The organism is Microbacterium salsuginis (assembly GCF_012524205.1).
In the GTDB taxonomy this organism is placed as follows: Bacteria; Actinomycetota; Actinomycetes; order Actinomycetales; family Microbacteriaceae; genus Microbacterium; species Microbacterium salsuginis.
Genome location: NZ_JABACI010000001.1, coordinates 122399 through 136302, shown reverse-complemented (window position 1 = coordinate 136302; position 13904 = coordinate 122399). Strand labels below are relative to the sequence as shown.

The following is a 13904-nucleotide window of genomic DNA, read 5'->3' as shown; positions in this document are numbered from 1 at the left end:
CCTTGGGGAGACATGGCACATCTTCTCGGGGCCGAGGCCCTGCACCTGGAGTTCCCCACCAAGGTCGTCTTCGACGGCGTCTCCCTGGGTATCGACGAGGGCGACCGCATCGGCGTCGTCGGGCGCAACGGCGACGGCAAGTCGAGCCTGCTGGCGATGCTGGCGGGCCGGCTCGAACCGGATTCGGGTCGCGTCACGGTGCGCAGCGGCGTGCGCGTCGGCGTGCTCGATCAGGCCGACACGCTCGATGACGCTCTGACGGTTCGCGAATCGGTCGTCGGAGATCGCCCGGAGCACGACTGGGCCGGCGACGCACGCGTGCGCGAAGTGATCTCGGGTCTCTTGGGCGAGATCGAGTGGGACGGTCCCGTCACCGGGCTCTCGGGCGGGCAGCGCCGACGCGTCGCGCTGGCGGCCCTCCTCACCGCCGACCACGACGTGCTGTTCCTCGACGAGCCGACCAACCACCTCGACGTCGAGGCGATCGCGTGGCTCGCCGATCACATCAAGCGCCGCTGGCCGGCCAACCAGGGCGCGATGCTGGTCGTGACGCACGATCGCTGGTTCCTCGACGAGGTCTGCACCCGCACGTGGGAGGTGCACGACCGCATCGTCGAGCCGTTCGAGGGCGGCTACGCGGCCTACATCCTGCAGCGCGTCGAGCGTGACCGTCAATCCGCGGCCATCGAGGCCCGCCGCAAGAACCTCGCCCGCAAAGAGCTGGCCTGGCTGCGGCGCGGGGCGCCGGCCCGCACGTCCAAGCCGAAGTTCCGCATCGACGCGGCGAACGAGCTGATCTCGGACGTCCCCGAGATCCGTGACAAGACCGAGCTGCAGTCGCTCGCCGTGTCGCGTCTGGGCAAGGACGTCGTCGACCTGCTGGACGCGTCGGTCGCGTTTGACGGGCGGGAGGTGCTGCACCCGGTGGAGTGGCGCATCGCGCCCGGTGAGCGCACCGGCATCCTCGGCGTCAACGGCGCGGGCAAGTCGACCCTGCTGGGGCTCGTCTCGGGCGAGGTCACGCCCACGTCGGGGCGCGTCAAGCGCGGCAAGACGGTCAAGGTCGCGACCCTCTCGCAGCGCATGGACGAGCTGGATGAGCACCTCGGCGATCCGGTCCGCGTCGTGATCTCGGGGTTGCGCACCACCTACACCTTCGGCACGGGCTCGAAGGCGCAGGATCTCACGCCGGGTCAGCTTCTCGAGCGCATGGGGTTCCAGAGCGCCCAGCTCTCCACGCCCGTGAAAGACCTCTCCGGCGGCCAGAAGCGCCGTCTGCAGCTGCTGCTGATCCTCCTCGAGCAGCCGAACGTGCTGATCCTCGACGAGCCGACGAACGACCTCGACACCGACATGCTGGCAGCGATCGAGGACCTGCTGGACTCCTGGCCGGGGACACTGCTGGTCGTCTCGCACGACCGGTACTTCATCGAGCGCGTCACCGATCAGCAGTACGCGATCCTCGGAGGCCACCTGCGCCACCTGCCGGGCGGCGTCGACGAGTATCTGCGCCTGCGGGAACGGGAGCGCTCGGCCGGCGCGGCCAGTACGAAGGTTCCGGATGCCTCGGCCGCGGCATCCGCTTCTCCCGCGCTCTCCGGCGCCGAGCTGCGCGCCGCGCAGAAGGAGGTCACGGCCCTGGAGCGGCGGCTCGAGAAGCTCGAGGCGCAGATCGCCGCCGCGCGGACCGCCCTGGCCGATCATGACCAGTCCGACTACGTGGGCCTCGGGTCCGAGATGGCACGCATCTCGGATCTCGAGAAGGAGCGCGACGGCGTCGAAGAGCGCTGGTTCGAGCTCACCGAGCACATCGGCTGACGGACCGGATCGCTCGGGCGGTGGAACGGTCGGGCGCGATTCCGCTGCCGTTCACCCTGCGTACCCCTTCGTGACAGATGTCGTGAGTGTGCTCGGACATCGTGATCTCCCGTGTCCTGGCGCGCCCGCGCGCTGCCCTCGCCTCGTTCGCCGCCGTCGCCGTCGCCCTGACCGGAGTGGGTGTCACCACACCGGCGGCGGCCGCCGAGGACGCCCTGCCGCCCCTGATCATCACCGAGGTGATGCAGGACAACGCCGGCACGCCGAGCGACCAGGACTACTTCGAATTCTTCGAGGTCACCAACACCACTGCTGGGCCCGTCGACTTCGCCGACTACCGGGTCCAGTACAACGACGCCGCGTTCATCCGCGCCGTCGAGCCTGGCACGGGCGCGGCACTCGCCGACGCGGTGATCCCGGCAGGCGCCAGCGCCGTGTTCTGGCTGCGCTACGCCGTCGGGACGGGCGACGCCGCCGTCGAGCAGTGGGAGCTCGCGGAGGCGGACTTCCGCGCGCACTACGGCGACGCCGGCTCGAGCTATCCGCTCTTCCACGCGGCCGGTCAGGGCGGCTTCGCCAACTCGGGCGCGCGTTCGCTGCGTCTCTACGAAGGCGAGGGCGCCGACGTGGTCTCCGGTTCGGACTACAACCGCGCCGCGGCGGCCAAGGGCCGATCCGATCACTTCCGCGTACCGGTGACCGGAGTCCTCCTCGCGAACCCCACCGCGGGCCCACCCACCCCCGGCGTCATCGTTCCCGATCAGCTCGTGCGCCCCGCGCCCGAGCCGGAGCCCACCGAGCCGGGTGAGCCGGGCGAGCCGGCCGAGCCCGGTCCCGGCGCAGACGGCAACGCCGGAGAGTACTTCCCCCTCGCGATCACCGAGATCCACGGGGACAATCCGGGGGCCGACGTCTCGGAGTTCGTCGAGGTCACGAACACCACGACCGAGCCGATCGACCTGACAGCGGCCGGCATCGGCCTTCGCTACCACACCAGCCAGTGGAACGCCGGAACACCTCAGCCGTTCCTCCACCTCGATGGGGAGGACGATGCGCCCGTCGTGATCCCCGCCGGCGTTTCGGCGCTGTTCTGGCTGAACTACGGCGCCGACTCCGCCCAGGCGACCCTGACGAAGGAGCAGTTCCGCACCGCCGTCGGCGCCGATCCCGGCGTTCTGGTCTACCGCTTCGGGCCGCAGGCGGGCATCGCCAACGGCGGTGATCGCGGCTTCAGCCTCGTCGGCGCGAACGGCACGATCAGCCGCGCGTGGGCGCCCGCCGACACCGACCCCGCCGGCAACTGGAACGCGCAGTTCGCCGTGCCGAGCACCATCGGCGGCGTCGACGCGATCCTGCAGGAAGCCGGCCCCGCTGTCGCGGTCACGCCGGGCACGGTCACGCTCGAGCAGGTGACGAGCGCGCTCACCCGTCCCACCGACCCGGAGCTGCACGCGCCCCTGCTGCAGATCACCGAGGTCGCACCCGACACCGCGAACGTGGGCGGCGGCGACGCCTACGAGTTCATCGAGGTCTACAACGCCTCGGACGCCCCGATCGACTTCGGCGATTACGCGCTGTCGTATCTGTACACCGACAACGCGCTCGCCGGGCCCGTCACGACGAGCTCCACCCTGTGGCCCGCCGAGCCGGGAGACGTCACGATCGCCGCCGGCGCCACGCTCGTGCTGTGGGTGAAGAACCCCGCGGGCGTGACGGCCGGGCTGACGGTCGCAGATTTCAACGAGGCATTCGGCACGAGCCTCGTGCTCGGGGAAGACATCGTGGAGCTGTTCAACGGCGGCATGGCCAATGCCGGGTCGCGGGGCCTTCAGGTGCGCACGAACACCGGGCACGACATCAGCCGCGCGTACTACTTCGCCGACGATCAGACCACCGCGAGCACAGCGATCCAGTACGGATGGAACCCCCTGACGTCGGCTCCGCTGTGGGCGCCGGCGCCGGCGGACGGCACCGTCCAGACGATGATGCGACTCGACGCCCCCACGCCCGGATCGGTGAGCGCGGATCAGGTGCCTGCGGGCTTCGTGGCCGCTCCGGCGGCGGGCAGCGCGCCGGTCATCACCGACCTGACCGGCAGCTCGGACGTTCCCGACACCGCGGATCTCGACCTCGGCTTCGATGTGACCGACGACGTCCTCGTGCGCACGGTCACGCTTCGCATGGAGGACAACCTCGGCGCGACCGAGACCCGCAATCTCGCCTTCGAGGCCGCGAACCGGTACTACTACTCCGTGCCGGCGGCCGACCTGTTCGGCAAGCGGTGGATCGAGTACACCCTGATCGCGGGCGACGGATCTCAGGATGCCGAGCTCGGCCCGGTGCGGGTGGACCTCGTCGACGGCGAGCCGGACCCCGTGCGGATCAACCTCGCCGAGGGCCAGTTCGTCGGCGGCGACGCCCGCATCTCGGCCACGGCCGACAGCGGCGGGTCCGAACTGGAGCTGACGATCGACGGCGAGCCGGTCGAGGATGCCGTCCCCTCGCTCGAGACCGGTCCCGTCTTCGCCTTCGAGGCCACCAACACCGACGCCTTCTTCCGCAACGGCGTGAAGCTCGGCGACGAGGTGCTGCGGATCTTCGACGAGGGCTACTACTCGCGCATCGTCACGGTCGACGCGACGGTGCCGGTGGAGCGGGTCGTGCCAGGGCAGCAGCTCACGCTCACCATCGCGGCCGGGACCAAGGCGTGGCCCGAGGCGAACGTCAACGAGAACAACGACGACTTCACGACGATGAACCTGCGTCTCGCGCTGCCGGACGGTCGCGTCCTGCGACCCGATCACTGCGCCACCACGAAGGAGCACGAGGGGAGTGTCACCGCCCCCGCATTCGTCGAGTGCCCTGCGCCCGATTCGCGGATCGCGTACTCCGACGCCAACCTCGTCTCGTTCCTGGCCACGTTCACGATCCCGGAGGACGCGTTCACCTCGGTGTCGGCGGTGTGGAAGACGACCGAGGTCGCCGACGGCGCCCACATCGTCGCGGCGACCGCCGGCGAGTCCGCGGCGGAGCGCACCGTGCACGTCGACAACACGGCGCCGGTCATCGAGAGCCCGCTCGTCGACGGAGAGCGCTACCGCGGTCACTTCGCGGTGGATGCGACCGCCACCGACGCGGGAGCGGGTGTCAAGACGATCACGGCGACCCTGGACGGCGCCCCGATCTCGCTTCCGCTGGCGACCACCTCGCTGGCGCTGCAGCCCGGCGCGCACGTCGCGGAGTTCACCGCGACCGACGAGGTCGGCAACGCGGTGACGCGCAGCATCGCGTTCCAGACCGCGGACGAGCAGCCCGGCGTCGTGCTGGACGGGCCGGGGGATGGCGAGATCGTCGAGGGAGACCGTGCCGATCTCACAGCGACCCCCAGCTCACCTGAGCAGGACGCCCTCGACCTGAGCTTCCGCGAGGGGTACGGCTTCGCACCCGGAGACGCGGGCATGACGGTGTCCACGGGCACGGTGACCGACTCGGGCTCTGCGGATCGCACCACGGGCGTCGCGCTGGGCGCGGACGACCTCGCCAAGCTGCTGGGCACCGACGGCGTGAACGTCGAGACCACGAGCACGACCGCTCTTCCGTATCAGCTCTTCACGGTCGCCGTGCCGGAGGGCGCCGGCGCCGGATCGCTGGTGCGCGCCGACTGGCGGGGGAGCGCGAACGCCGACGCCAAGGTGACGCTCTACGCGCGCACCGTGGACGGCGCGTGGGCACAGGCCGACCAGGTGCTGACGACCGACGGCGCGGCCACCGAGTTCACACTCGAGGCGCTCGTGCCGGTCGACGCTCACGCGTCCGACGGCACGCTGACCTTCCTGGTGCAGCACTCCGAGGGCTTCGCCGCGACGGATCTGTCGACCCGTGAAAGCCCCGTGGAGCCGTACCACGCCGAAGCCACCGCGCGCGGCGAGTTCGACTTCACGGTGGGCATCGAGTCCGACACGCAGTACTACAACGAGACCGACGGGTACTACCCGCACCAGCTCGCGATCCACGAGTTCCTGCTCGAGCAGCGGGCGAATCTCAACCTTCAGTACCTGATCCACAACGGCGACATCGTCAATGTCCACACCCAGCCCCACCAGTGGGCGAACGCGGATGCGGCATACCGGATGCTCGACGACGCGGCGCTGCCGTACGGGGTGCTCGCAGGCAACCACGACGTCGGCGGCTTCGCGGCGGACTACACGCAGTACTCGCAGTTCTTCGGGGAGGCGCGTTTCGCCGGCAACCCCTGGTACGGCGGTTCGTACAAGGACAACCGCGGTCACTACGACCTCGTGTCGGTGGGCGGGGTGGACTTCCTGTTCCTGTACATGGGGTGGCCGACGCCGAACGACGAGGCGTCCAACACCGAGGACATCGCCTGGATGAACGAGGTGATCCGCCAGTTCCCCGAGCGCAAGGTCTGGATCAACCTGCACGAGTACATGCTGACGACAGGCGGTCTGGGACCCTTCCCGCAGCGTGTGTTCGAAGAAGTCGTCACGCCGAATCCGAACGTGTTCGCGGTGAGCTCGGGTCACTACCACGACGCCTACACGCGCACGGACGAGATCGACGACGACGGCGACGGGGTCGCGGATCGCACCGTGTACTCGATGCTGTTCGACTACCAGGGCCTGCCCGAGGGCGGGCAGGGGTATCTCCGGCTCGCCCACTTCGACAACGACGGCGGGCGGATCGTCTTCCGCACGTACTCGCCGTCGCTCGACGACTTCGACTCGGACGACGCCTCGCTCAACGATCCGCCGGGCATGCAGGAGTTCGAGATCCCCTACGCGGCGGCGGGAATCGTTCCACAGGCGAAGACGCTCGCAACGGACTCGTTCCGGGTGGAGATCCTGACGGCGAACGAGATCGGCGCCGTCGAGGGGGCGCCGTCGGGGGAGCGCGCGACCGTGTCGTGGGAGGACCTCGCCGACGGCGAGCACGGCTGGTACGTGATCGCAGAGGGGCCGCACGGCGGCATCGAGTACTCGCCGGTGCGCACCTTCACGACGATCCCGGGTGAGACCGACCCGGGCGGGGAACCGGGCGGTGGCGACCCCGGCGACGGGGAGCCGGGCGGTGGCGACCCCGGTGAGGGGGAGCCGGGTGGCGGTGACCCCGGCGAAGGGGAGCCGGGCGACGGCGGAACCGTCGAGCCCTCGGGCAGCGTGGGACCGGCGCCCGGTCACGCGCTCGCTCCGGGAGGCCGCATGCAGGTCGCGTTCCGTGGGTTCCAGCCCGGCGAGGAGGTGCGCTTCGTGCTCCACTCGGCACCGCTCGCACTGCCGGAGGTGCTCACGGCAGGCGCGGACGGCACCGTGACCGGGATCCTCGGGGTCCCGGTCAAGGCGAAGCCGGGCACGCACCGGCTCGAGGCGATCGGGGCATCCGGCCTGTCGGTCATGTCGGATCGGTTCACGATCTCGGCCTTGACGGGAGCGGGGGCGAGCTCGCTGCCCCTGACCGGAGTGGATGTGGTTCCGACGCTCTCCGTCGCGCTGATCCTGCTCGTCCTCGGCGTCGGCGTCGTGCTGGTCGTCCGACGGCGGCGAGTCGCGGGGTAGACGACGCCGGCGCGGGCGATCCGCCCGCGCCGGCCGTCAGCCGGCGGTGTCGAAGCCGAGGCTGAGCTTGCGCAGCAGCGCAGCCAGCCGCTCGCGGTCGCTGCGCGACAAGGCGCCCAGCAGCACGGCCTCGGCATCCACCAGACGCGTGATCGCGGCATCCACCCGGATCCTGCCCTCGTCGGTGAGCGTCACCAGGACGCTGCGACCGTCGTCGGGATCGGCCTCGCGGCGCACCAGGCGGCGACCGACGAGCCGGTCGATGCGGTTCGTCATGGTGCCGCTCGAGACCAGCGTCTGCTGCAGCAGCTGCTTGGGACTGAGCTGGAACGGTTCGCCCGCGCGCCGGAGCGCCGAGAGCACGTCCCATTCCCACGGCTCGAGGTCGCTGCGGCGGAACGCGTCGCGCCGGGCGCGATCCAGATGCCGCGAGAGCCTGTCGACGCGGGAGAGCACGCCGAGCGGTGAGAAGTCGAGGTCGGGCCGCTGCGCGGTCCACGCCTCGACGATGCGGTCGACCTCGTCGCTCTGCGCCGTCATCCCCCCATTATCGGGGCCGGGGCGGACGGTTCCCGCGGAGGGGCATCGTCGCACGGTCTGGCAGACTTGTCGGGCGGCATTCGGCACTCGGGCTGCCGCGGTCCGCCGTAGTGTAATGGCAGCACGACAGCCTTTGGAGCTGTGAGGTCCAGGTTCGAGTCCTGGCGGCGGAGCATGACCGACACCACTCCCGAGAGCCGTCTGGCCGTCGTCGTCCTGGCCGCCGGCCAGGGCACCCGAATGAAGTCCTCGCTGCCCAAGGTGCTGCATCGCATCGGCGGACGCCCGCTCGTGGGCCATGTGCTCGACACGGCATCCGCGCTCGGCCCCGAGCGCGTCGTGGTCGTGGTGCGGCACGAGCGCGATCGCGTCGCCGAAGCGGTCGCCAAGGTCGCGCCGGCCGCGGTCGTGGTCGACCAGGACGAGGTCCCCGGCACCGGGCGCGCCGTCGAGGTGGCCCTCGACGCCCTGGCGGATTTCGCCGGCGACGTCCTGGTGCTGAGCGCCGACGTTCCGCTCCTGGAGCCCGACTCGCTGTCCGCCCTCATCCGCACGCACCGCGACACCGCGGCCGCGGCCACGGTGCTGAGCGCCGTCGTCGACGACGCGTCGGGCTACGGCCGAGTCATCCGCGACGCCGACGGCACCGTCTCGCGCATCGTGGAGCAGAAGGATGCCACGCCCGACGAGGCATCCGTCACCGAGATCAACGCGGGCGTCTACGTCTTCCGCGCCACCGAACTGCGGGCGCAGCTGTCGCTCGTGGGCACGGCGAACGCGCAGGGCGAGAAATACCTCACCGATGTCGTGGCGCTGCTGCGTGCCGCACACCTGTCGGTGGCGGCTTCGCCGGCTCCGGATGCCGCGGCCGCGCTGGGCGTGAACGACCGGGTGCAGCTGGCCGAGGCGGGGCGCGTACTCAATGCGCGCACGGTGCGGCGGTGGCAGCTCGAGGGCGTGACGGTCGTCGATCCCGCCACGACGTGGATCGATGTGGACGCCACCCTCGCGCCCGATGTCACGGTGCTGCCCAACACGCAGATCCTCGGGGCGACCACGATCGCGACCGGGGCCGTGGTCGGACCCGACACCAGCCTCGTGGACTGCGAGGTCGGCGAGGGTGCGGTGCTGCGCCGCATCGAGGCGAACCTCGCCGTCATCGGCGCCGGAGTCACGGTCGGGCCGTACACCCACCTGCGGCCCGGGACGATCCTGGCCGACGGCGTCAAGATGGGGTCGTTCGTCGAGACGAAGAACGCCAAGGTCGGCGCGGGCACGAAGGTGCCCCACTTCATCTACCTGGGCGACGCCGAGGTCGGCAGCCACACCAACCTCGGTGCCGGCACGATCACGGCGAACTACGACGATGTCGCCAAGCACCGGACGGTGATCGGCGACGAGGTGCACACCGGTTCGCACACCGTGCTCGTGGCGCCCATTAGGCTGGGGGACGGCGCGAAGACCGGGGCCGGGGCGGTCGTCCGCAAGGATGTTCCTGCCGGTGCCCTGGCGCTCAGTGTCGCCCCTCAGCGCAACGTCGAGGGGTGGGTCGAGAAGAACAGACCGGGAACCGGTGCGGCGGATGCCGCAGCCAAGGCTCGGTCCGCACAGAAGGCGGACGATGGGGCGCAAGAAGAAGACCGTTGAGCTCGACCGGGCGAACGACATCGCCCCCGGCCTCGTCGCGAAGACCAAGAAGCGCCTCGTCGTCGCGCGCGGCAGTTCGCACCCGGCGCTGGCCGCCGAGGTCACCGAGCATCTCGGCACTGAGCTCGTGCCCACCGAGTACCGCACCTTCGCGTCGGGTGAGATCCTCACGCGGTTCGAGGTGTCGATCCGCGGCTGCGACTTCTTCCTGATCCAGAGCTTCGGCCCGCCGGTCAACGAGTGGCTCATGGAGACGCTCATCATGCTCGATGCCGCCAAGCGCGCGTCGGCCAAGCGCATCACCGTCGTCGCGCCGTACTACCCGTACTCCCGGCAGGACAAGAAGGGACGCGGGCGCGAGCCCATCAGCGCGCGCCTGGTCGCCGACCTGCTGAAGACGGCCGGCGCCGACCGCGTGATGAGCGTCGACCTGCACGCTGCGCAGATCCAGGGATTCTTCGACGGCCCTGTCGATCATCTCTTCGCCAAGCCCGTGCTGCTGGAGTACTTCCAGAGGACGCTCACCGCCGCGGACCGCGAGCTGCTCACGGTGGTCTCGCCCGACACCGGGCGTGTGCGCGTGGCCGACACATGGTCGGACAGCCTGGGGGCGCCCCTCGCGATCATCCACAAGCGGCGCGATCCGAACGTGGCGAACCAGGTGACGGTGAACGAGATCGTCGGTGACGTGAGCGGTCGCGTATGCCTCCTCGTCGACGACATGATCGACACCGGCGGCACCATCGTGAAGGCCGCCGAAGCGCTCAAGGCCAACGGCGCCGTGCGCGTCATCGTGGCCGCGACGCACCCGATCTTCAGCGATCCGGCGTCCGAGCGCCTGCAGAGCGAGGCGATCGACGAGGTCGTGGTCACCGACACCATCCCGATCCCCGAAGAGAAGCGCTTCCCGACGCTGACGATCCTGCCGATCGCGCCCCTGCTGGCCCGTGCGATCCACGAGGTCTTCGAGGACGGATCGGTCACCAGCATGTTCGACGGGGCGGCCTGAGCGCAGACCGCATCACGACGGAGGGACCAGGGGCGCGATGACACAGCAGCTGACAGAGGCCCGTCTCACCGTGGATCGTCCGTGGGCGCAGCCCGCCGACGACGTGCTGGCCCAGTTGGGAGCGGATGCCGCAGGTCTGAGCACCGCGGCGGCCCGCGAGCGTCTCGCGCTGGCCGGACCGAACCGGCTGCCCGAGCCGGTTCGCCGACCGGCCGTCGTGCGGTTCCTGTCGCACTTCAACGACACGCTGATCTACATCCTGCTCGGCGCGGCGGTCATCAAGGCGCTCATGGGCGACTGGGTGGACTTCTCGGTGATCATGGCCGTCGCGATCATCAACGCGGTGATCGGCTTCATCCAGGAGGGCCGAGCCGAGAAGGCACTCGCGGGGATCCGGGGGATGCTGTCGGCCGACGCCAGTGCACGCCGCGACGGCGGCTGGGTCACGGTGCCGTCGGCCGACCTCGTGCCGGGCGACGTCGTGCGGCTGATGCCCGGCGACAAGGTGCCGGCCGATCTGCGGCTGCTGCAGGCGTTCCAGCTGCGGGTGGACGAGTCGGCGCTGACCGGCGAGTCGGTGCCCTCGTCCAAGCGCCTCGATGCGGTCGCCCCCGATGCCGGGGTCGGCGACCGCGCGTCGATGGCGTTCTCGGGCACGATCGTGAGCGCGGGACAGGGCAGGGGCGTGGTCACCGCGACGGGTTCCGACACCGAGATCGGGCGGATCCAGAGCCTCGCGGACGAGGCAGGGGCACTGGCCACCCCGCTCACGCGTCAGCTCGACGGCTTCGGCCGCGTGCTCACGCTGGTCATCCTGGCGATGGCGGCGGTCATGCTGATGATCGGGCGCTTCCTGCACGGGATGCCCTTCGCCGAACTCGTCTCGGCCGCCATCGGCTTCGCCGTCGCGGCGATCCCTGAGGGCCTGCCGGCGCTCGTCACGATCACTCTCGCGATCGGCGTGCAGCAGATGGCGCGGCACAACGCGATCACACGCAAGCTCCCCGCCGTCGAGGCGCTGGGCTCGGTGACGACCGTCTGCTCCGACAAGACCGGCACACTCACCCGCAACGAGATGACCGTGCGACGGGTGGTGACGCCGCTCGCCGACTACGACGTCAGCGGCATCGGCTACACGCCGGAGGGGGCGATCGTTCCGACGACGGGCGGCGCGGCCGGAGCGGATCTGGCCGCGGTGCTCTCGGTGGGGACCCTCTGCAACGACGCCCACATCGTGCGCGCAGACGGCGGCTCGTGGAGCCTGGTCGGCGAGCCCACCGAGGGCGCACTCAAGGTCGTGGCGATGAAGGGCGGCGTGTCGAGCGGAACCAGCCGGCGGGTCGCGGTCCTGCCGTTCGACTCGGCGAACAAGCTCATGGCGACCGTGAACGAGTCGGCGCACAGCTCAGGTGCGGCCGGTGCGTCGCGCGCGATCCTGGTCAAGGGCGCGCCCGACCGGCTGCTCGAGCGCTCGCTGACCCAGCGCGGGGCCGACGGCTCGGAACCGCTCGACCTCGTCCGGTGGGAAGGGGCGGTCGCCGAGCTGAGCTCGCAAGGGCTGCGAGTCCTGGCCGCTGCGCGCAAGCCGGTCCGCGCCGCAACCGACGCCGTGGGGCTGGACGACCTCATCGACCTGGAGTTCCTGGGGCTGTGGGGCATCGTCGACCCACCTCGCCCCGAGGCGATCGCCGCGATCGCGGACTGTCATGCCGCCGGCATCCGGGTCAAGATGATCACCGGCGACCACGCGGGGACCGCCGTCGCCATCGCGACCGAGATGGGCCTGGCGGGGGCGGATGCCGACGTGCTGACAGGTGCCGAGCTCGAGGCGCTCAGCCAAGAGCAGCTCAAAGAGGTCGTGCGCGACGTCGACGTGTACGCCCGCACGAGCCCCGAGCACAAGATCCGCATCGTGCGGGCGCTGCAGTCGCACGGCGAGGTCGTGGCCATGACGGGCGACGGCGTGAACGACGCGCCCGCGCTGACCCGCGCCGACGTCGGGATCGCGATGGGCATCAAAGGCACCGAGGCGACCAAGGAGGCGGCGGAGTTCGTGCTCGCCGACGACAACTTCGCCACCATCCGCAGCGCGATCGCCGAGGGCCGGCGCATCTACGACAATCTGCGGAAGTCGATCGTCTTCCTGTTGCCGACCAACGGCGCGCAGTCGCTCGTGATCCTGGTCGCAGTGCTGTTCGGCCTCACCCTGCCGTTGACGTCGGTGCAGGTGCTGTGGGTGAACATGGTCACGGCGGTCACGCTGTCGCTCGCGCTCGCCTACGAACCTGCCGAGCGCGGCATCATGCGCCGCCCTCCGCGCCCGAGCGGCGGCCCGATCATCGACGGGCGCGAGCTCGGCTTCGTGCTCGCAGTCTCGCTCCTGATCGGCGGGGCGGCGATGGGAGTGTTCTACGGCGTGGTGGCCGCCGGTGTGGATGTCGAGGTCGCCCGCACCGAGGCGGTCCTCATGCTCGCGCTCGGACAGCTCGCCTACCTGTTCAACTGCCGCTTCCTGTCGCGGTCGAGCCTGACGACCGACGTGCTCCGCGGCAACCGCGCCGTGTGGTGGTCGGCACTGGCGCTCCTCGTGCTGCAGGCGATCTACACGTACGTCCCGTTCATGCACGTGCTGTTCGATGCCCGTCCGCTCGCGCTCGGGGACTGGGTGCTGCCGGTCGTGCTGTCGGTCGCGATCTTCCTCGCGGTCGAGGGCCTCAAGGCGGTGCTGCGCGTCCGGCAGCCATCGTCCCGCGTGGCGGCGGCATCCTTCAAAGGCGCTTCATAGGACCCGTTGCGAAGATGCCTGCGGGGCCGCGACATCAGGGCCTCGACGACACGAGCCAGGAGGACCGTCATGATCCGCACCGCACTCGCCCCCCGTCCCGCTCGCGCCGGTGCCACTCTGGCGGCCGTCGCGGGGATCGCCCTCCTCGCCGGCTGCTCGCCGGCGGCCGACGGGGCCACGGACCAGCCGTCCGATGACGCAGGCTCGACCGGATCCGGTTCAGCCGGATCGGGCTCGTACGCCGATGGCACCTACACCGCGGAGGGCACGTACGCGACGCCCGAGACGGTCGAGACGATCTCGGTGACTGTGACTCTCGAGGATGGCGCGGTCACGGAGGTCGAGGTGACCGGCGACCCGCAGCGCGCCGAGTCGGAGCAGTACCAGGGCCAGTTCATCGGCGGGATCGCGGACGTGGTCGTCGGGCAGGACATCGACGAGATCCAGGTCAGCCGTGTGGCGGGATCCTCGCTCACCAGCGGCGGGTTCAACCAGGCGATCGAGGCGATCAAGGCCGACGCCGCGGAGTGAC

General features: G+C 70.6%; 7 protein-coding genes and 1 tRNA gene. 7 read left to right on the top strand and 1 reads right to left on the bottom strand.

Annotation, left to right across the window (positions count from 1 at the left end; all coding sequences use genetic code 11):
- Positions 1–12 precede the first annotated feature (12 nt).
- Positions 13–1818, top strand: a complete 1806-nt coding sequence (locus tag HF576_RS00635; RefSeq protein WP_168910864.1) for an ABC-F family ATP-binding cassette domain-containing protein — start codon at positions 13–15, stop codon at positions 1816–1818.
- A 101-nt stretch (positions 1819–1919) separates the two neighbouring features.
- A complete protein-coding gene (locus HF576_RS00630; RefSeq protein ID WP_168910863.1) occupies positions 1920–7391 on the top strand; it encodes a lamin tail domain-containing protein in 5472 nt (1823 codons plus the stop codon).
- 36 nt (positions 7392–7427) lie between these two features.
- On the opposite strand, the gene HF576_RS00625 is transcribed toward HF576_RS00630, so the two are convergent.
- A complete protein-coding gene (locus HF576_RS00625) occupies positions 7428–7931 on the bottom strand; it encodes a MarR family winged helix-turn-helix transcriptional regulator (RefSeq protein WP_168910862.1) in 504 nt (167 codons plus the stop codon).
- Positions 7932–8032: 101 nt separating this feature from the next.
- Here HF576_RS00625 and HF576_RS00620 point away from each other — a divergent pair.
- From HF576_RS00620 to HF576_RS00600, 5 genes are all read left to right on the top strand, one after another.
- Positions 8033–8104, top strand: a tRNA-Gln gene (locus HF576_RS00620).
- A 1-nt stretch (position 8105) separates the two neighbouring features.
- On the top strand, positions 8106–9578 hold the full coding sequence (glmU, locus tag HF576_RS00615; RefSeq protein ID WP_168910861.1) for a bifunctional UDP-N-acetylglucosamine diphosphorylase/glucosamine-1-phosphate N-acetyltransferase GlmU: 1473 nt from the start codon (positions 8106–8108) through the stop codon (positions 9576–9578).
- Positions 9553–10587 (top strand): ribose-phosphate diphosphokinase, encoded by a 1035-nt coding sequence (locus HF576_RS00610; protein ID WP_168910860.1) that lies wholly within the window; start codon positions 9553–9555, stop codon positions 10585–10587. Before glmU ends, HF576_RS00610 begins: the two co-directional genes overlap by 26 nt.
- 37 nt (positions 10588–10624) lie before the next feature.
- The gene (locus tag HF576_RS00605) at positions 10625–13372 is read left to right on the top strand and encodes an HAD-IC family P-type ATPase (RefSeq protein WP_168910859.1); all 2748 of its coding nucleotides are present in this window, start codon (positions 10625–10627) and stop codon (positions 13370–13372) included.
- A gap of 69 nt (positions 13373–13441) precedes the next feature.
- Positions 13442–13903 carry an FMN-binding protein gene (locus HF576_RS00600; protein WP_168910858.1) on the top strand — a complete coding sequence of 154 codons (462 nt, stop codon included), beginning with the start codon at positions 13442–13444 and terminating at the stop codon, positions 13901–13903.
- Position 13904: the final 1 nt, after the last annotated feature.

Coding starts and splice junctions, on each gene's coding strand:
- HF576_RS00605 (WP_168910859.1), top strand. CDS start 10,625: ATGACACAGCAGCTGACAGAGGCCCGTCTCACCGTGGATCGTCCGTGG.
- HF576_RS00625 (WP_168910862.1), bottom strand. CDS start 7,931: ATGACGGCGCAGAGCGACGAGGTCGACCGCATCGTCGAGGCGTGGACC.
- HF576_RS00610 (WP_168910860.1), top strand. CDS start 9,553: ATGGGGCGCAAGAAGAAGACCGTTGAGCTCGACCGGGCGAACGACATC.
- HF576_RS00600 (WP_168910858.1), top strand. CDS start 13,442: ATGATCCGCACCGCACTCGCCCCCCGTCCCGCTCGCGCCGGTGCCACT.
- HF576_RS00635 (WP_168910864.1), top strand. CDS start 13: ATGGCACATCTTCTCGGGGCCGAGGCCCTGCACCTGGAGTTCCCCACC.
- glmU (WP_168910861.1), top strand. CDS start 8,106: ATGACCGACACCACTCCCGAGAGCCGTCTGGCCGTCGTCGTCCTGGCC.